Source organism: Nocardiopsis tropica (genome assembly GCF_042660575.1).
GTDB classification, from domain to species: Bacteria; Actinomycetota; Actinomycetes; order Streptosporangiales; family Streptosporangiaceae; genus Nocardiopsis; species Nocardiopsis tropica.
The window spans coordinates 14694-32276 of the sequence record NZ_JBHSUF010000023.1 but is presented as its reverse complement, the minus strand read 5'-3'; the positions used below and the strand labels follow the sequence as shown (position 1 = coordinate 32276).

Annotated in this window: 14 protein-coding genes; 8 read left to right on the top strand and 6 right to left on the bottom strand. The window is 73.3% G+C overall.

Annotated features, from left to right (window positions below; genetic code table 11):
- Positions 1 to 51: 51 nt before the first annotated feature.
- Positions 52 to 570 (top strand): globin, encoded by a 519-nt coding sequence (locus ACFQBR_RS28410; protein ID WP_267948567.1) that lies wholly within the window; start codon positions 52 to 54, stop codon positions 568 to 570.
- Positions 571 to 709: 139 nt separating this feature from the next.
- Complete coding sequence (locus ACFQBR_RS28405) at positions 710 to 1282, top strand: GNAT family N-acetyltransferase (protein ID WP_267948568.1); 573 nt, start codon at positions 710 to 712, stop codon at positions 1280 to 1282.
- 182 nt (positions 1283 to 1464) lie between these two features.
- Here ACFQBR_RS28405 and ACFQBR_RS28400 read toward each other — a convergent pair whose 3' ends face one another.
- Together ACFQBR_RS28400 and ACFQBR_RS28395 are read right to left on the bottom strand one after the other, a co-directional pair.
- The gene (locus tag ACFQBR_RS28400; protein WP_267948569.1) at positions 1465 to 1905 is read right to left on the bottom strand and encodes an acyl-CoA thioesterase; all 441 of its coding nucleotides are present in this window, start codon (positions 1903 to 1905) and stop codon (positions 1465 to 1467) included.
- A 136-nt stretch (positions 1906 to 2041) separates the two neighbouring features.
- Positions 2042 to 4135, bottom strand: coding sequence for a prolyl oligopeptidase family serine peptidase (locus ACFQBR_RS28395; RefSeq protein ID WP_344184341.1), 2094 nt, complete (start codon positions 4133 to 4135; stop codon positions 2042 to 2044).
- 375 nt (positions 4136 to 4510) lie between these two features.
- Between ACFQBR_RS28395 and ACFQBR_RS28390 the strand changes: the two genes are divergently transcribed.
- Positions 4511 to 5011, top strand: a complete 501-nt coding sequence (locus ACFQBR_RS28390) for an HNH endonuclease (protein ID WP_267950275.1) — start codon at positions 4511 to 4513, stop codon at positions 5009 to 5011.
- A 270-nt stretch (positions 5012 to 5281) separates the two neighbouring features.
- On the top strand, positions 5282 to 5488 hold the full coding sequence (locus ACFQBR_RS28385; RefSeq protein ID WP_267948571.1) for an FmdB family zinc ribbon protein: 207 nt from the start codon (positions 5282 to 5284) through the stop codon (positions 5486 to 5488).
- Between the two features lie 140 nt (positions 5489 to 5628).
- Here ACFQBR_RS28385 and ilvD read toward each other — a convergent pair whose 3' ends face one another.
- Both ilvD and ACFQBR_RS28375 read right to left on the bottom strand, forming a co-directional pair.
- A complete protein-coding gene (gene ilvD / locus ACFQBR_RS28380) occupies positions 5629 to 7491 on the bottom strand; it encodes a dihydroxy-acid dehydratase (RefSeq protein ID WP_267948572.1) in 1863 nt (620 codons plus the stop codon).
- A gap of 276 nt (positions 7492 to 7767) precedes the next feature.
- A complete protein-coding gene (locus ACFQBR_RS28375; RefSeq protein WP_355014119.1) occupies positions 7768 to 8571 on the bottom strand; it encodes a nuclease-related domain-containing protein in 804 nt (267 codons plus the stop codon).
- 192 nt (positions 8572 to 8763) lie between these two features.
- On the opposite strand from ACFQBR_RS28375, the gene ACFQBR_RS28370 reads away from it, so the two are divergent.
- Positions 8764 to 10197 carry an amidase gene (locus ACFQBR_RS28370; RefSeq protein ID WP_344184339.1) on the top strand — a complete coding sequence of 478 codons (1434 nt, stop codon included), beginning with the start codon at positions 8764 to 8766 and terminating at the stop codon, positions 10195 to 10197.
- 15 nt (positions 10198 to 10212) lie between these two features.
- Here the strand turns inward: ACFQBR_RS28370 and ACFQBR_RS28365 are convergent, their stop codons facing one another.
- Entirely contained in the window at positions 10213 to 11535 is a 1323-nt protein-coding gene (locus tag ACFQBR_RS28365) for an MFS transporter (protein WP_344184338.1), read from the bottom strand.
- A gap of 186 nt (positions 11536 to 11721) precedes the next feature.
- On the opposite strand from ACFQBR_RS28365, the gene malQ reads away from it, so the two are divergent.
- Positions 11722 to 13758 carry a 4-alpha-glucanotransferase gene (gene malQ, locus ACFQBR_RS28360; protein ID WP_344184337.1) on the top strand — a complete coding sequence of 679 codons (2037 nt, stop codon included), beginning with the start codon at positions 11722 to 11724 and terminating at the stop codon, positions 13756 to 13758.
- Between the two features lie 59 nt (positions 13759 to 13817).
- Here malQ and pepN read toward each other — a convergent pair whose 3' ends face one another.
- Positions 13818 to 16364 (bottom strand): aminopeptidase N, encoded by a 2547-nt coding sequence (pepN, locus tag ACFQBR_RS28355; RefSeq protein ID WP_378554880.1) that lies wholly within the window; start codon positions 16362 to 16364, stop codon positions 13818 to 13820.
- Positions 16365 to 16574: 210 nt separating this feature from the next.
- On the opposite strand from pepN, the gene ACFQBR_RS28350 reads away from it, so the two are divergent.
- Entirely contained in the window at positions 16575 to 17210 is a 636-nt protein-coding gene (locus ACFQBR_RS28350) for a mycothiol-dependent nitroreductase Rv2466c family protein (RefSeq protein ID WP_344184635.1), read from the top strand.
- Positions 17211 to 17402: 192 nt separating this feature from the next.
- Positions 17403 to 17561: a hypothetical protein gene (locus ACFQBR_RS28345; protein ID WP_267948579.1), complete on the top strand. Its 159-nt coding sequence runs from the start codon at positions 17403 to 17405 to the stop codon at positions 17559 to 17561.
- The last annotated feature ends 22 nt before the right edge of the window (positions 17562 to 17583 follow it).

The following is a 17583-nucleotide window of genomic DNA, read 5'->3' as shown; positions in this document are numbered from 1 at the left end:
CGGCGCCGGGACCCATGGGGGGTCCGTGCAACGTCGCGTACCCTGGACCCGATGACTTCCGCGCGTGATGACCAGCAGAGCGTGGGCGAGCAGCCCGTGCGAATGACGTTCTACGAGGCCGTGGGCGGTGAGGAGACCTTCACCCGCCTGGTTCGCCGCTTCTACGAGGGCGTGGCCGACGACCCTGTGCTCCGCCCCATGTATCCGGAGGAGGACCTCGGCCCGGCCGAGGAGCGCCTGCGCCTGTTCCTCATCCAGTACTGGGGCGGCCCGCGCACCTACAACGAGCAGCGCGGCCACCCCCGCCTGCGGATGCGGCACGTTCCGTTCCGCATCGGCGCCGCCGAGCGCGACCTGTGGCTCAAGCACATGCGCGCCGCCGTGGACTCCCTCGACCTGCACGAGGCGTTGGAGCGCCAGCTGTGGGAGTACATGGTCATGGCCGCGCACAGCATGGTCAACGTCCAGGAGGACGCCGTCCCCCCGGAGGTCCCCCGTCCGACACGCGTGTCGGTGGCCTCGGATGACGAGGGCGACGACGGCGATGCCGTTACCATCTCCCTGAAGTAGGGGGAGCCCGGACGCACCGGCCGGGAGCCCGTCGGACGGAGCCCCGGACGCACGGGCCCGGCGCCGGCGCGTCCGGCCCGTGCTCGGGCCGTGAGGACTCCCCGCTCGGCGGAGTCGGACCGGAGAAGAGGGTGCTGCCTTGAGGCCAGGGACCGCGTGGGTCAGCCGGACCGAACTGCGTACCGACCGCCTGATCCTCCGGCGCTGGCAGGAGCGCGACCTCGAACCCTGGGCGGCCGTGAACGCCGACCCCGAGGTCCGGGAGCACCTGGGTGAGCCGCTGACCCGCGATCAGAGCGATGCCTCCGTCGCCCGCTTCCGGGACGGGTTCGACCTGCGGGGCTACGGCTGGTGGGCGGTCGAGGAGCGGGACACGGGCGACTTCGTCGGGTCCGCGGGCCTGGACCGGGTGGAGGACGGCCTGCCCTTCGGCGGGACGGAGATCGGCTGGAGGCTCGCCCGGCCGGCCTGGGGGCGCGGCTATGCCACCGAGGCCGCGCTGGCGGTACTGGCCTACGGCTTCGACACCCTCGCCCTCCCCGAGATCCTCGCCGTGGCCACGGTCACGAACATCCGCTCACAGGCGGTGATGCGCAGGATCGGCATGACCCGGGACCCGGAGGGCGACTTCGACGATCCGCGGGCGCCCGAGGGGCCCCTGCGCCCGAACGTGCTGTACCGCATCGCGGACGGCGCCGCGGACCGGGACTAGGGCGTGGTCCGCGGGTGCCTTCGGCGGGCTCGGCGCTCGCGCCGATCGCCGCGAGCGGTCGCCGGGCCGTCTCTCGCAGGACGAGTGGCGAGGGTCGGCCCGGGGTCGGCTGTCCGAGCGCGGTCGGCACGGTGGGAGGCGGCCCCGCGGATGCGGGCCCGGAACGACCCGCGGAACACGTCCTAGGCGTAGGCGGCGAGGAAGGCGCGCTCGGTGGCGTCGAGCCGGCGGGCGCTCTGCGTGGCCACGTCGAAGCCCACCAGCACGGTCTTCGCGCGCAGGTACACGCGGTCGTCGTCCAGGATCTCGTAGGCGAGGGTGAAACTGGCGTTGCGCACCTCGGTCACCCACAGCTCCACGCGCACCGGGTCGGTCCGGGGGAGCAGGGGGGCCACGTAGTCCGCCTCCTGGCGGGCCACGACCATGGCACCGAACACCTCGTCGCCCTCGACCGCGCCGCCGTAGCGCAGGAACGAGACCCGGGCGTCCTCCAGGTAGGTGAGCATCCGGACGTTGTTCACGTGGTGCTGCGGGTCGAGGTCGGCGTAGCGGACCTGTGCGAGGTGCACGTGCCGCGCGGGGGCCGACCCGGTGCCGACGGCTCCGGCGTCGATCTGTGTCACGTCTGGGTCCTCTCGTGCTGCTCTCCCCGGGGGGCGTACGACTCCTCCGATTGTCTCAACGCCCCCCGGGGCGGGACCCCTCCCCGGGTGTCCGATTCCTGTGTCGTTGCTCTCCCGGACCCGCGGGAGGAGGACGTCAGTCCGCGGAGAGGCCCAGGTGGTGGGCGAGGAAGGCCAGCTGCTCGGAGTTCAGTGACACACTGCGGCTCACCGACCGCGAGCTGTGGCCGACCTCGGCCTCCCTGCGCAGCAGGACGGGCCGTTCCTCCGCAGGGGCGGACGTGGCGTCCTGCAGCGCCGCGCACAGTTTGCGGGCGTGAAGGGGGTCCACGCGCGTGTCGTTGTCGAACACGGTGAACAGGGTGGCCGGGTAGCGGGTGCCTTCGCGGACGTTGTGGTAGGGCGAGTAGCCCAGGAGCCATCCGAGCTGCTCGGGGTCGTCCGCGGTGCCGTACTCGACGTTCCACAGCTGGCCGAGGCCGAACCTCTCGTAGCGGACCATGTCCAGGAGGGGCGCGGAGCAGACCGCGGCCGCGAACAGGTCCGGCCGCTGGGTGACCATGGCGCCGACCAGCAGCCCGCCGTTGCTGCCGCCCATCACGGCCAGCCGGTCCGGGGCGGTGACCCCGGTGGCGATCAGGTGCTCGGCCGCGGCCGCGCAGTCGTCGAAGACGTTCTGCTTGCGGGCCAGCATCCCCGAGCGGTGCCACTCCTCGCCCTCCTCCAGGCCGCCGCGCAGGTTGGCGACGGCGTACACGCCGCCCGCGCGGGCCCAGGCCAGGGCCACCGCGGAGTAGGCGGGCGTGAGGGAGATCCGGAAGCCCCCGTACCCATAGAGGATGGTGGGCCGCGGGCCCTCGGCGGGAGCCGAGGGCGACACGACGAGCATGCGCACGGGCGTGCCGTCGCCGGACGTGTAGGTGACCTGTTCGACGTTCACGTCCGGAAGGTCGATGTCCCCCGGGGCGTCGGCCCACACGGACACCCGCCCGGCGAGCGCGTCGTAGCGGTACACCGAGGACGGGTGGGTGTTGTCGGTGTAGCCGAACCAGGCCTCCTGGCCTCCCTCGGGGCGTTCCGAGAGGCCGCCGACCGTGCCCAGCCCGGGCATGTCCACGACGCCGAGGAGCTCCCCGGTGAGCAGGTCGCGCTGGGTGACCTCGCTGATCGCGTGGCGGCTGTGGGAGACCAGGAGTTCGGGGCGTTCGAGGGCGGGGCCGTCCAGGACGGCGTAGTCCTCCAGCACCGCCTCGGGCTCCTCGGGGACCAGGGTGGTCCAGTTCTCGTAGCGGGGGTCGGCCGGATCGGTCACGCACACGCGCCCGCGCGGGGCGTCCCGGTCCGTCCGCAGGTACAGGCGCCCGTCCCGGCCCACGTGCCCCTCCAGGTCGGCGTCGACACCCTCCTGGACGGGCACCAGGCGGGGCCGCTCCAGGTCCCCGTCGGACAGGTCGGCGATCCACATGTCGGTGGCCGAGGAGGTCCCCCGGACCGCCTGGAGGATCAGCCAGCGGCCGTCCCGGCTCACGGAGGGGCTGAAGTACTCCGTCTTGTCCCTGCCGGAGCCGAAGACGAGGACGTCCTCCTCGGCCGGGCGCCCCAGCCGGTGCAGGTAGACGCGCCGGTGGTAGGCCTCCTCGCCGTCGGGGACCTCCTCCGGGGGCAGCCGCCGCACGTAGTAGAAGGCGGAGGAGTCCGGCAGCCACGCGATCGGGCTGTAGCGGGCCCGGTCCACAGGGCCGTCCACCAGGTCGCCGCTGTCGACGTCCACGACCCGCAGGACGGACTCCTCGTCCCCGCCCTCGGAGAGCTGGTAGGCGAGCAGGCGCCCGTCGGGGCCGGGCTTCCACGCGTCCAGGGTGGTCAGGCCCCCGGGGTCGAGCGCGCCGGGGTCGACCAGGACGCGCTCGGGGCCGTCGCCGTCGCGGACGTAGAGCACCGCGTGCTCCTGCTCGGCGGTCCGGCGGACGAAGAAGCTGCGGTCGCCGCGCCAGACGGGGGCCCCGACGGCTCCCGCGCCGAGGAGGGACCGGATCCGGTCGGCGAACCGCTCGCGAGCGGTGTAGCGCTCGGAGGCCTCGGTGTACAGGGCGTCCTGGGCCGCCGCCCACGCCTTCGTGGCGGTGGATCCGCAGTCCTCCAACCACCTGTAGGGGTCGCCGACCTCGTGGCCGTGCAGGTTCTCTGTGACGTCGAGCCGTTCGGCCGGGGGGTAGCGGAGTTCACGCATACTTCGCACTCTATCCACCGCTATCAACCACTGGGTGTTCGGCGCGGCGTCAGGATGAAACGTGGTTTGTCGGGCGCACAATAGGACCACGAAAAGCGTCAACACGCGGTTTCTGTGCGGCCCGGCGTAAATTGGGGTGGCGCCGGGGCGGTCCGAACACGCAAACTGAATGCGGGACGCAACTCGGCGGGACCACCGGGAGGTCCGTGTGGCAAGGCGTACGGAAACACCGATCCTCGGATCGGTGCACAGGGAGGTCTCCTGGCTGGCCGAACGGCTGGCCGGGGAAGAGACACGGTCGTTCACCGCGACCGGGGCGACGCGATGAGCGCCCCAAGCAGCCGGGAGGGTGGCACAGGGACCGCCCGCCGCCACGTGCTGCTGCTCAACGCCAGCTTCGAACCACTGACGACACTGCCCCTGCGCAGGGCGATTCTCCTCGTCCTGCGGGAGAAGGCCGAAGTCGTCCACCAGGACGACACGGGGACGGTGCTGCACTCGGCGACGCGCTCCTACGACGTGCCGTCGGTCATCCGGCTCAGGCGCTACATCAGCGTTCCGTACAGTCGCAGGGTGCCCCTCACCCGGGTGGCGCTGATGAGACGGGACCGGCACGTGTGCGGCTACTGCGGGAAGAAGGCCGAGACCATCGACCACGTCATCCCGCGCAGCCGCGGCGGCGCGCACGTGTGGGAGAACGTGGTCGCGGCCTGCAAGCCGTGCAACCACCGCAAGGCGGACAAGTTCCTGGACGAGCTCGGCTGGGAGCTGCACATCACCCCCAAGGTGCCCAAGGGACCCCACTGGCGGCTGATCAACGGTGACCTGCACGGCGACCCCCAGTGGGAGCCGTACATGGCCCACCTCGCGGCGTAGGCGCCCGGCCGGACGCACGGGCCGGCCAACGGGCTCCAGCGGTCCGGCGGGGCCGGAACCGGGCGTCCCACCCGGCCCCCGCCGCCCTTCCGCCCTCCGGCGCGGCCCCCACGGGCGCCCGGGGGGCGGCCGTGCGTCCCCGGGGCGCCTCCGGGCGCGCCCCCGCCGGTCCCGCGCGGTGGGGGCCCGTCCCGCAGCGGTGCCCGAAGGCGCCCGCCCGGCGAAGGGGCGGGCGGTGACGTGAGGGCGCGGCGGCCGTATTCTGGCGGCATGCCGAGATACGACTTCCGCTGCCGCGAGTGCGGTGACACCTTCGAGCTCTCCCGTCCGATGGCAGAGGCGGGCGACCCGGCCCCCTGCCCCGTGGGGCACGGCGACACCGTGCGGCTGCTGTCCACCGTGGCGGTGGGCGGGCGCGCCTCCGCCCCCGCGCCGTCCGGGGGCGGGGGCTGCTGCGGGGGCGGTTGCTGCTCCTGAGCCCGCACGCGCCGGCCCCGCGCCCGCGGGGCCGACGGCGACCGGGTCCGCCCGCAGCGACGACGCGGACAGGGCCGCGCGAGCAGGGGCGGCCCCGACGGGACCGCCCCTGCGCACTGCTCCCGGACCGGGTCCGGCCCCTACCCCTCGATCTGGGACACGTCGCGCGCCGCGCCGGTCGAGGCCGAGGTGGCCATCGCCGCGTAGGCGCGCAGCGCGGCCGTCACCGGCCGCTGACGGTCACGCGGCCGGAACCGGCCCAGCTCCTTGAGCAGGCGCTCGCGCCGGGTGGCGAGCTCCTCGTCGGAGACCTCCAGGGTGATGCCCCGGTTGGGGATGTCGATCGTCACGGTGTCGCCGTCCTCGACCAGGGCGATGTCCCCGCCCGCGGCCGCCTCGGGGGAGGCGTGGCCGATGGACAGGCCCGACGTGCCGCCGGAGAAGCGGCCGTCCGTGATCAGGGCGCAGGCCTTGCCCAGGCCGCGTCCCTTGAGGAAGCTCGTCGGGTACAGCATCTCCTGCATGCCGGGGCCGCCCTTGGGGCCCTCGTAGCGGATGACCACCACGTCACCGGGCACGATCCGCTTGTTGAGGATGCCGTCGACGGCGTCCTCCTGGGACTCGAACACCTTGGCGGGGCCGGAGAAGGTCCACAGCTCCTCCTCCACACCCGCCGTCTTGACGATGGCGCCGTCCGGGGCGAGGTTGCCGAACAGCACGGCCAGGCCGCCGTCCTTGGTGTAGGCGTGCTCGACGGAGCGGATGCAGCCGTTCTCCCGGTCGGTGTCCAGGGTGTCCCACCGGGTGTCCTGGGAGTACGCCTTGGTGGTGCGCCGGCCCCCGGGGGCGGCGTGGAACAGCTCCACCGCCTCCGGCAGGACGGTGTCGGAGGTGATGTCCCACTCGGCGATGAACTCGCCGACGGTCTTGCCGTGCACCGTGGGCAGGGAGGTGTCGAGCAGCCCGCCGCGGGCGAGTTCGCCCAGGATGGAGGGGATGCCGCCCGCCCGGTGGACGTCCTCGATGTGGTACTTCTCGGTGTTGGGCGCGACCTTGCACAGGCACGGGACCCGCCGTGAGACGGCGTCGATCTCGTCCAGGCCGAATCCGACGCGGGCCTCGGTGGCCGCGGCCAGCAGGTGCAGGATCGTGTTGGTGGAGCCGCCCATGGCCACGTCCAGGGCCATCGCGTTGCCGAAGGCCGCGGGGGTGGCGATGGACAGGGGCAGGACGGACTCGTCGTCGTCCTCGTAGTAGCGCTTGGCGGCCTCCACGACCAGGCGTCCGGCGTCCTCGTACAGGGCGCGGCGCGCGGTGTGGGTGGCGAGCACGGTGCCGTTGCCGGGCAGGGCCAGGCCCATCGCCTCGGTGAGGCAGTTCATCGAGTTGGCGGTGAACATGCCGGAGCAGGAGCCGCAGGTGGGGCAGGCGGCCTCCTCCAGCTCGTCCAGCTCCGCCTGGGAGACGCTCTCGTCGGCGGCGGCGATCATGGGGTTGATCAGGTCGAGCTTGCGGACGGTCGTGGCGGTGCCGTTGACGACCGTGACCTTGCCGGCCTCCATGGGACCGCCGGAGACGAACACCGTCGGGATGTTGAGGCGCAGCGCGGCCAGCAGCATGCCGGGGGTGATCTTGTCGCAGTTGGACACGCACACCAGGGCGTCGGCGCAGTGGGCGTTGACCATGTACTCGAGGGAGTCGGCGATCAGCTCGCGGCTGGGCAGCGAGTACAGCATGCCGCCGTGGCCCATGGCGATGCCGTCGTCCACGGCGATGGAGTTGAACTCGCGGGGCACGCCGCCCGCCTCGCGGATCGCCTTGGCGACCACGTCCGCGACCTCGCGCAGGTGGACGTGGCCGGGCACGAACTCGGTGAAGCTGTTGGCCACGGCCACGATGGGCTTGCCGAAGTCCTCGCGCTCCACGCCGGTCGCGCGCATGAGTGCACGCGCGCCTGCCATGTTCCTGCCGTGAGTGACCGTGCGTGAGCGTAGGACTGGCATGGGGTGGGCTCCCATCGTTACGGGTGTTTCCCCTCGATGGTAGTCCCTCGTGAGAGCGGCTTCGGTCTCGGAGTGGAAGACTCGTATTCCGGATCGTGAGACGATCCTGGTCCCGCGGGCGGGAGGGAGGCCGGAGCGGTCGGGTCCGGAGCAGGGGGAGCGGCTCCGCGGGCGCGGGTCCGGGCACACGGGAGGCCCGGGCGCCACGGCGTCGTGGTCGGTCCCGGGCCCGTACGGCGTCAGGGGTGCCGGGGCGCCGAGGGGAGGCGCCCCCGCTCAGTACCGGGGGGGCAGGGCCTTCTCCGCGGCCCTGTAGATCTCCTCGATCTCGGTCTCCGTCAGTCGGTCCCGGCCGCTGCGCAGCCACTTGCGGACCTTCGTTCCGGTGATGATGTCCACGCCCCGCAGCCGGTGGCTGTCCCAGGGCATGCCGGGGCCGTAGATGGCCAGCGAGGCACGCACCTTGATCTCGCGCCCGAGCTCGGTGCTGATCAGCTCCTCCGCCCGTTTGGCCTCCTCCAGCGCCTCGTCGATGCGCTCGTTCTTGCTGAACCTGCCGTGGTAGAGCTTCTCCAGCTTGTTGCGCAGCGGGAGGCGCTTGTCCCACGACTCGGAGTCGATCGCGAAGGCTCCGCGCCGGCCCACGATGAAGTGGTCGATCTGGCCGTTGCCGCCCGGTACGGCGCGGGCGTGGAGCACCCGGTAGCCGAGCTGCTTCATGACCTTGAGCTGGACCTCGGTGCGCCGCTGCGCGGCCGAGGGCTTGCGCCAATGGGGAATCTCCGACTCGCGCCGGGAGTAGTACACCATCGTGCCGACCAGGGTCAGGAGTCCGAGCGTGGCGCCGAGGCGCCAGTCGGAGGTGAGGAGCCCGAAGACCACGGTGACCGCGGTCGCGGAGCCCCCGCGGACGATCCACTTGCGCGCGGACTGGTTCTCCTTGAGGGCGCCGTACACGGCTCTGGTGCCGGAGGCTTCCTTGTTCTTGCGCTGATTGGGGAAGAAGAGGGCTTCGGGCCCCTCCTTCGCCGCTTCCCGGGGGGCTTGGCCCTGGTCGTTCGCTCTGGTTGCCGATTCCACGTCGGACAGGTTAGTTGGATCCATATCCGAGTCCTAGTGCATTACTTCTCACACTTTTGTTCCCTTACGGTTCGGTGTCGACAGGTGTCGAATGCACCGGACCAGGGAATGGTCAGGGGTTCGTCGATCTCTCTGGAGAACTGTCGTCCTCCTTCGTGGTGCCCGGTGTAGTGCCCACTAATCTGGGTCGGCATGACCCAGATCCACGACCTTCCGGCGCACCGGCTCGCGGCGATGGTCCGCAGTCGCGAACTGTCCCCTCCTGAGATAACTGAGCACTATCTGCACCGGATCGAACGGTACGAACCGCACTATGGCGCGTACATTACGGTCGCGTCAGAAATGGCGCTAGAACAAGCCCGGTACGCGGAGAAGCGTCAGATGGGCGACACGCCGGACACCCTCCCGCCGCTCCTCGGCGTCCCCCTCCCCGTCAAGGACCTCGACCCCGTCGCCGGGGTCCGCTTCACGCAGGGTTCCGCCGTCCACCGCGACACCGTGGCGCCCGCCGACTCGGACCTGGTCGCGAGGCTCCGCGCGGCCGGCACCGTCATGGTGGGGAAGACCAACACCCCCGAGTTCGGCTCCAGCTGCTACACGGAGAACGACGTCGCGCCGCCCGCCCGCAACCCGTGGAACACCGACCTCTCGCCCGGAGGCTCCAGCGGCGGCGCAGCCGCGGCCGTCGCCGCGGGTCTGGCCCCGGCCGCGCAGGGCAGCGACGGCGGCGGCTCGATCCGCATCCCGGCCTCGGCCTGCGGGCTCTTCGGGCTCAAGCCCACCAGGGGCCGGATCTCGGGGGCGCCGTTCAAACCCGACCTCCTGGGCCTGTCCACCGCGGGCCCCCTCACCCGCGGCGTCCGGGACGCCGCGCTCCTCCTGGACGCCATGGCGTTCTCCCGGCCGGGGGACCTCTACCCCGCTCCGCCGGCGGACGGGCCGTTCACCGACCACGTGGACCGCGATCCGGGCCGCCTGCGCATCGGCGCCTACTCTTCCACGGGGTCCTCGGGCATCCCCGTCCACCCGGAGGTCCTGGCCGCCCACGGGGAGGCGGTCCGCCTGCTGGAGGACCTCGGCCACGACGTCGAGGAGGTTCCCGAGCCCGGCGACGCCCACTTCGGGGGCGCCTTCGCCGACGACTTCCAGGTGGTGTGGGCCGCCATGGCCTCGGCGTCCCCGGTACCCCCCGAACGGGAGGGGGAACTCGGCCCCCTCAACCGCTGGCTGCGCGAGCGGGCCCGGTCCACGCCGGTCCCCGTCTACATCGCGGCCTGCGCCCGGCTCCAGCGCGGGGTCCGCTCCCTGGCCGCGGCGACCGCTCCCTACGACGCGGTGCTCACGCCCACCCTGGCACTGCCCCCGGTCCCGCTGGGCCACTTCTCCGCGGACGGGCCGGAGGAGGAGTTCGGGAGGATGACCGCCTTCACCCCGTTCACATCGGTGTACAACGTCTCGGGCCAGCCCTCGGTGAATGTCCCCCTGCACCGGACGGCGGACGGCCTGCCGATCGGTTCCATGCTCACCGGCCGGATGGGCGGCGAGGGCGTTCTGCTGGCGCTGTCGGCCCAGCTCGAGCGGGCCAGGCCCTGGGCCCACCGGGTCCCGCCGGGCTGGAACGGCTGAGCGCGCGACGCGGTGTCAGCGGCGCCCGTCGTGCGGGGCGGCCGCGGCCCCGGCGCCCGGGGCCGCCCCGTGGACCGGGGGCGCGTCCAGCACGGGGGCGACCTCGGCCGCCGACGGGCCGTCGTCCGACCCGGGGGCGGGCCGGGGCAGGAACAGGCTGAGCACCGCGGCGACCATGACCAGGCCCGCCGCGCCGATCACGCCGCCGACGATGCCGTTGCCGTCGATCAGCGCACCGCTGAGCGGGCCGGCGATGGCGCCGCCGGTCCCCATCGCCGTGGCCGTCCAGCCGAAGGCCTCCGCCCTGCGGTGGGACGGCGCCATGTCCCCGACGCGCCCCATCACCGCCGCCAGGGTCGGCGCGAGGGCCAGCCCGGACACGAAGAGCAGCGGCGTGATGAACAGCGGGCTGGGCAGGTGCGTGACCGGCGGCACGAAGGGGATCAGGATCGCCAGTCCGAAGGCCGCCGCGAAGCTGCGCAGCGCCAGTCGGGGACGCCCGCGCAGGGCCCCCGCGACCACGCCGCCCACGAGCGACCCCGCAGCCCAGACCGAGGCCATCACCATCACGTACTGGGGGGCGTCGAGCTCGTTGGCCCAGGCCACGATGACCAGGTCCATGCCGATGACGCCGGAGACCATGAGCAGGCACATCGCGAAGACCGCGCACAGGGCGGGGTGGAACAGCAGGCTCCTGCGGGAGCCCGTGTCCTCCGCCGCCCCGCCCCCGTCCGTTTCGGCGGGGGCGGGGCCGGTCACCCCGGCCCTGCGCAGCGACCACGCGAAGCCCACGGAGCCGAGGAAGCCCAGCGCGGCGAGGAGGAACAGCGCCCAGCGCGGACCGGCCGCCGCCACCACGCCGGCGATGAGCACGGGGGAGAAGATGAAGAGCAGCTCCTGGGTGGTCGCCTCGGCCGCGTAGACGGCCTGCCTCTCGGGCCCGCGCGTCAGGCGCGGCCACAGGGCCCGCACGATCTGGTTGGCGGGCGTGCCGAACAACCCCGTCACCAGGGACAGCGGGAGCGACAGCCACCACAGCGACCCCGGGAGCAGGGCCAGCGCCACGAGTCCCACGCTGAACACCAGGCCGCACACCAGCACCAGCCGGTCGGTCCCTCCCCGGTCCGCCATGCGCCCGCGCAGCGGCCCCACGAGGGCCATGCCGAGCGTGAAGGCGCCCGCCACCAGCCCCGCGAGGGTGTAGGAGCCCGTCCAGCCCTCGACCAGGAACGTGACCGCGATCATCAGGCCCGGGGTGTAGAAGCGGGCGGCCAGGGACCAGGAGAGGAGGGACAGGACGTGGGGCACGGCGAAGAGCCGCCGGTAGTTAGCGAGCACACCACGATTATGCAGACGTATCGCCCTTTGGGCCATTCGATAAGCGTCCTGCTCAGGGCCGGTGCCGTCACGTTGCGCGGAGTCTCGTCGCGCCGTGTCCGCCGACCCGGGCCGCGGACACGTTCTGGCCCCACGCCGGGACGGCCTCCGGTGTACGAAGCGCCGGGTAGGGCATGATCGGGTTCTGTGAGGGACGTTCAGCTGGCCCGCGTGGCCGAGCAGTACGGGGTCGCGACGAGCTACGAGGACTGGCGGGGACGGCGGGTCCCGGTCGGCCCCGACACCATCCGCCATGTACTGCGGGCCCTGGGGGTGGACCCGGAGGCGCCCGACGCCGCCGCGCCTCGCGGGCTGCTGCCCCCGGCGGTCGTCGTCCGCGAGGGGAAGGCGCCCGACCTGGTGCTCCCGGGCAGCGCGCGCGGCGTCGTCGAGACCGCCGACGGCTCCCTGCTGCCCTTCGACCCCGGCCTGCCGCTCGGCTCCCACGTGCTCCGCGTCACGGACGGCGGCGTCGAGCACGACGCGCCCCTGCTCGTCGTCCCCGACCGGCTCGACCCCGGCGCGCTGAGGGACCACCCCCGGCTGTGGGGGGTCATGGCACAGATCTACAGCGTCAGGTCCCGCGCTTCCTGGGGGACCGGGGACCTGCGCGACCTGGCCGAGCTCGCCGACTGGAGCGCCCGCGACCTGGGCGCCGACTTCACCCTGGTCAACCCGGTGCACGCCACCGAGCCGCTGCCGCCGGTCGAGCCCTCGCCCTACCTGCCGGTCAGCCGCCGCTACGCCAGCCCCCTCTACATCCGGGTGGAGGACGTCCCCGAGTACGCCCGGCTCGACCCAGCCCGGAGGGAGGGGGTCCAGCGCCTGGCCCGCCCCCTGCGCGAGCGGGGCCGGACCGCGGACCTGCTCGACCGCGACGAGGTCTGGAAGGCCAAGCGCACCGCACTGGAGGTGCTCTTCGAGGTCCCCCGCGCCCCCGGACGGGAGGCGGCCCTACGCGCCTACCTCGAACGCGAGGGGCGCCCCCTCGTCGAGTTCGCGACCTGGTCGGCGCTGGCGGAGGAGTACGGGAGCGACTACCGGGCCTGGCCCGGGGACCTGCGCGACGCGGGCTCCCGCGCCGTGGGCGCGGAGGCCCTGCGCCGCTGGCCCGCCGTGGAGTTCCACCGCTGGCTCCAGTGGGTCCTCGACGAGCAGCTCGCCCAGGCCCAGGCCACGGCCAGGGCCGGCGGGATGGGCGTCGGCATCGTGCACGACCTGGCCATCGGCGTGCAGGCGGGTGGAGCGGACGCGTGGATGTACGGCGACGCCCTGGTCCCCGGGCTGCGCGTCGGTGCGCCGCCGGACGAGTTCAACCGGCTGGGCCAGGACCGGGGCGGGCCGCCCTGGAACCCGGTGCGGCTCGCCGAACGCGGCTACGGGCCGTTCCGGCAGATCCTCGACCAGGCCCTGCGCCACGCGGGCGGGGTCCGGATGGACCACGTCATGGGCATGTTCCGGCTGTGGTGCGTGCCCGAGGGCGCCTCCGCCGACCAGGGCACCTACCTCAGGTTCGACCACGAGGGCATGGTGGGAACGCTCGTCCTGGCCGCGCACCTGGCGGACGCCGTCGTCGTCGGGGAGGACCTGGGCACCGTCGAACCGTGGGTGCGGGACCACCTCGCCGACCGCGGCGTGCTGGGCACGTCCGTCCTGTGGTCCGAGCAGGACGGCGACGGGGAGCCGCGCCGGCCCGGGGACTGGCGCGCCGACTGCCTCGCCACGGTGGCCACGCACGACCTGCCCCCGGTGGCGTCGTTCCTCTCCGCCGAGCACGTGGAGCTGCGCGACCGGCTCGGCCTCCTCGGACGGCCGGTGGAGGAGGAGCGGGCCGGGGCGGAGGCCCGGGTCGAGCGCTGGCGGCGGCTGCTGGTGGACCTGGGCCTGCTCGACGAGGACGTGGACCCCGTGGCCGACCCGGCCGCGGTGGTGGCGGCCATGCACGCCTACCTGGTGGCGACCCCGGCCCGCATGATCGGGGTGGCGCTGACCGACGTGGTGGGGGAGCGGCGGATGCAGAACCAGCCCGGCACCACCACCGAGTACCCGAACTGGCGCATCCCGCTCACCAGTGCCGAGGGGGAGCCGGTGCTCGTGGACGAGCTGCTGGCCGACCCCCGCATGGTGGCGCGCATACGCCGCACCCTCGGACCGGTCGGGGGAGGGCACGGCCGCGCGCTGTAGGCGGACCGGACGCGGCGGCGGCCCCGGGGGAACCCCCGGGGCCGCCGTTGTGTCCGCTTCTAGGCGCGGGCCCGGCCCGCGGCGATGTCGACGGCGCGGGCGCGCAGCGCGCGCTCCACGCCCGCGCGGCCCTCGATCAGCAGCCGGCGGAGCGCCGGGGCGGGGGAGGCCTCCGCGATGTAGGCGTCCGTGCGCTCCAGGGTCGCCTCCTCCACCAGCCCGCTCGGGTACATCACCTCGGCGAAGGTCTGGGCGAACTCGCCCGTCCACTTCTCCCACGCCGGGGCCAGCTGCGCGAAGTACTTCTCCGTGTAGGGCCGGTACAGCTCGGCCTGGCCGGGCTCGGTGAAGCCCATCAGGACCGCGCGGAACTCGGCGTTGGCCAGCTCCTCGCCCACGATCCGCTCCCACGCGTCGGCCTTGGCCGCGGCCGTGGGGATCGCGGCGCGGGCCCCGGCTGCGTGCCGCTGGCCCGCCGCGGTCGGGTCGGACTCCAGCTCGGCGGCGATCTCCGCCTCGCCGGCCTCCCCGGCGGCGACCAGGCGGCGCAGCAGCGTCCACCGCAGGTCCGTGTCCACGGCCAGCCCGTCCACGGTGATCGCGCCGTCCAGCAGGCCCCGGACCAGGGACAGGTGGGCGTTGCTCGCGGCCGTGCCCGCCAGCGCGTTGGCGTAGGCGAGCTGGAGGTCCCCTCCGGGCTCGGCCGAGGTCAGCAGCTCGCGCAGCCGGTCGGAGAGCTGCTCGAAGCCGAACGGGCGCCACGCGGGGTCGGCGTACATGTGCAGGGCGGAGGACGCCTGGCGCAGCAGGGTCTGGGCCACCATCACGTCGTCGACGCCGCTGATCCCGGAGATCACCAGGGCCACGTAGTCGCGGGCGGCCATCTCGCCGTCACGGGTCATGTCCCAGGCGGCGCCGAAGGCCAGGGCCCGCGGAAGCGACTCGCGGATCTCGCCGGCGCCCTCCACCACCGTGCGCAGGGAGCGCTCGTCGAGGCGCAGCTTGGTGAAGGTGAGGTCGTCGTCGTTGATCAGCACCAGGTCCGGCTGGGCCGTGCCGATCAGCTCGGGGACCTCGGTGCGCGCGCCGCTGACGTCCAGCTCCACGCGTTCGCGCCGCACGATGCCCTCGGGGGTGCGGTCGTACAGCCCGATCGCGAGGCGGTGCGAGCGCAGCGTCGGGTGCCCGGGGTCGGCCTCCTGGAGCACGGCGAACGACGTGAAGGCCCCGTCGGCGTCCACCTCGAACTCCGGGCGCATCGTGTTGACGCCCGTGGTCTCCAGCCACTCGCGCGACCAGCCGGACAGGTCCCGCCCGGAGGCGGCCTCCAGGTGCTTGAGGAGGTCCTTCAGCTCGGTGTTGCCGAACGCGTTCTCCTTGAAGTAGGCGCGCACTCCGGCGAAGAACGCGTCCACGCCCACGTACGCGGCGAGCTGCTTGAGCACCGAGGCGCCCTTGGCGTACGTGATGCCGTCGAAGTTGACCTCGACCGCCTGGATGTCGACCATGTCGGCGGCGATCGGGTGCGTGGAGGGAAGCTGGTCCTGGCGCAGCGCCCAGGACTTCTCCACGTTCGCGAACGTCGTCCAGGCGTCGGTCCACTTGGTGGCGTTGGCCTGGCAGTACACGCTGGCGTAGGTCGCGAACGACTCGTTCAGCCACAGGTCGTCCCACCAGCGCATGGTGACCAGGTCGCCGAACCACATGTGCGCCATCTCGTGCAGGATCGTCTCCGCGCGGCGCTCGTAGCGCGCGTCGGTGACCCGGGACCGGAAGACGTAGTCCTCCAGGAAGGTGACCGCGCCCGCGTTCTCCATGGCGCCCGCGTTGAACTCCGGGACGAACAGCTGGTCGTACTTGCCGAACGGGTACCGCAGGTCGAACAGGCCGTGGAAGAAGTCGAACCCCTGCTTGGTGACCTCGAACAGGGCCTCGGAGTCCAGGTGCTCGGCGAGCGAGGCGCGGCAGTACAGCCCCAGCGGGATGCCGTCGTGCTCGTCGCGCACCACGTGGTACGGGCCCGCGATGAGCGCGGTGATGTAGGTGGACACCACCGGCGTGGCGGGGAAGTGCCAGCGCACCCGCTCCCCGCCGGCGGCCTCGCGCACCACGTCGGGGGCGCTGTTCGACACGACCTCCCACGACGGGGGCGCGAACACCGTCAGCTCGAAGGTGGCCTTCAGGTCGGGCTGGTCGAAGCACGTGAACATGCGGTGCGCGTCCGCCGTCTCGAACTGGGTGTACAGGTACACCGAGTCGTCCACGGGGTCGACGAAGCGGTGCAGGCCCTCGCCCGTGCGCATGTACGCCGCGTCGGCGACGACGGTCAGCTCGTTCTCGGCCGCCACCTCGGGAAGCACGAGGCGCTCGCCGTCGAACAGTTCGGCCGGGTCGAGCTCGGCGCCGTTCAGCGTCGCCGTGATCACCTTCGGGGCGGCCAGCTCGACGAACGTCCGAGCACCCGGCTCCGAGCTGGAGAAGCGGACCACGGTGGTGGACCGGAAGGTCTCGTCACCGGTGGTCAGGTCGAGCTCCACGGCGTAGGAGTCGACGCTGAGAATCCGCGCCCGCTCCTGAGCCTCGTCCCGTGTCAGGTTCCCTGCCACGCCACGCTCCCTCCACGGCCGCCGTCCCCGCCGGCCGGATCGTTGCCGACCACGGCGAGTCCGCCGCGTGGGTGGAGCGTCGTCGGGCCGGGGGTCGTCTTCACTCGGCATCGATCCTGCCACGCGCACGGGCGGAATGCGCAACCGATGGCCGGGGTTGCCTACCTACGACGTGAAGTTCCGTCCCCCCGACCGATCCGAGGAGCAGCGATGACGCAGACCGCCGACCCGAGCAGCGGGCCCGAGACCGTGTACGCCGACATGTGGTTCGACCCCGCGTGCCCGTGGGCGTGGATCACGTCGCGCTGGCTGCTCGAGGTGGAGCGCGTCCGTCCGGTGAGGGTCCGCTGGCACGTGATGAGCCTCAGCGTCCTCAACGAGGGCAGGGACCTGCCGGAGGACTACAGGGCGTCCTTGGACGGGGCGTGGGCCGCCGTGCGCGTGTGCGTCGCGGCCGAGCAGCGCTTCGGCCCGGAGGTTCTCGGAGGCCTGTACACCGCACTGGGCACCCGGTTCCACAACGGCGCCGAACCGCGGACCGCCGACACGATCCGCGCCGCGCTCGCGGACGCGGGCCTGCCCGAGGACCTGGTGGAGGCCGCGGAGGGCACCGGGTACGACGAGGCCCTGCGCGCCTCGCACGCGGAGGCCATGAAGCTGGTCGGCGAGGACGTCGGCACCCCCGTCGTCCGGGTGGAGGACGTGGCCTTCTTCGGCCCGGTCGTCACGCCCGTGCCCCGCGGCGAGGAGGCCGGGAAACTGTGGGACGGCGTCCGCCTGGTCGCCGGGACCGACGGGTTCTTCGAGCTCAAGCGCACCCGCACCCGCAACCCCGTCTTCGACTGAGCGCCCCGGCCCCGGTGAGCCGGGGGCGCTCCGGGCCGCCGCCCGGAGCGGCGGGGAGCGGTCCCGGGGGCCGGGGCGACACGGCACACTGGAAGCGGGCCCGGCGGGGGCCGGCCCGGCTCCGGACGCCCGTCCGCGCCGCCGGTCCCCGGACGCCGGGGCCCGGACCCACCGCAGAGCGAAGGACCGCACATGCCCGGACCCGACGACGACCGCAGGGTCGAGTTCCTCGACGACCTCGACATCCTGCCCGACACCACCAGCGACGAACGCGGAGTGGGCTGGGGCGAGGACTCCGAGGAGGACTCCACCGCGCGGCTCATCGCCGACCGCCCCCCGCACTGGGGCTGACCCGGGGCCGGAGCCGTCCGTG

Bases quoted from the DNA above. Each gene is read 5' to 3' on its own strand.
- ACFQBR_RS28350 (WP_344184635.1), top strand. From the start codon at position 16,575: ATGACGCAGACCGCCGACCCGAGCAGCGGGCCCGAGACCGTGTACGCC.
- ACFQBR_RS28395 (WP_344184341.1), bottom strand. From the start codon at position 4,135: ATGCGTGAACTCCGCTACCCCCCGGCCGAACGGCTCGACGTCACAGAG.
- ACFQBR_RS28345 (WP_267948579.1), top strand. From the start codon at position 17,403: ATGCCCGGACCCGACGACGACCGCAGGGTCGAGTTCCTCGACGACCTC.
- ACFQBR_RS28410 (WP_267948567.1), top strand. From the start codon at position 52: ATGACTTCCGCGCGTGATGACCAGCAGAGCGTGGGCGAGCAGCCCGTG.
- ilvD (WP_267948572.1), bottom strand. From the start codon at position 7,491: ATGCCAGTCCTACGCTCACGCACGGTCACTCACGGCAGGAACATGGCA.
- ACFQBR_RS28385 (WP_267948571.1), top strand. From the start codon at position 5,282: ATGCCGAGATACGACTTCCGCTGCCGCGAGTGCGGTGACACCTTCGAG.
- ACFQBR_RS28370 (WP_344184339.1), top strand. From the start codon at position 8,764: ATGACCCAGATCCACGACCTTCCGGCGCACCGGCTCGCGGCGATGGTC.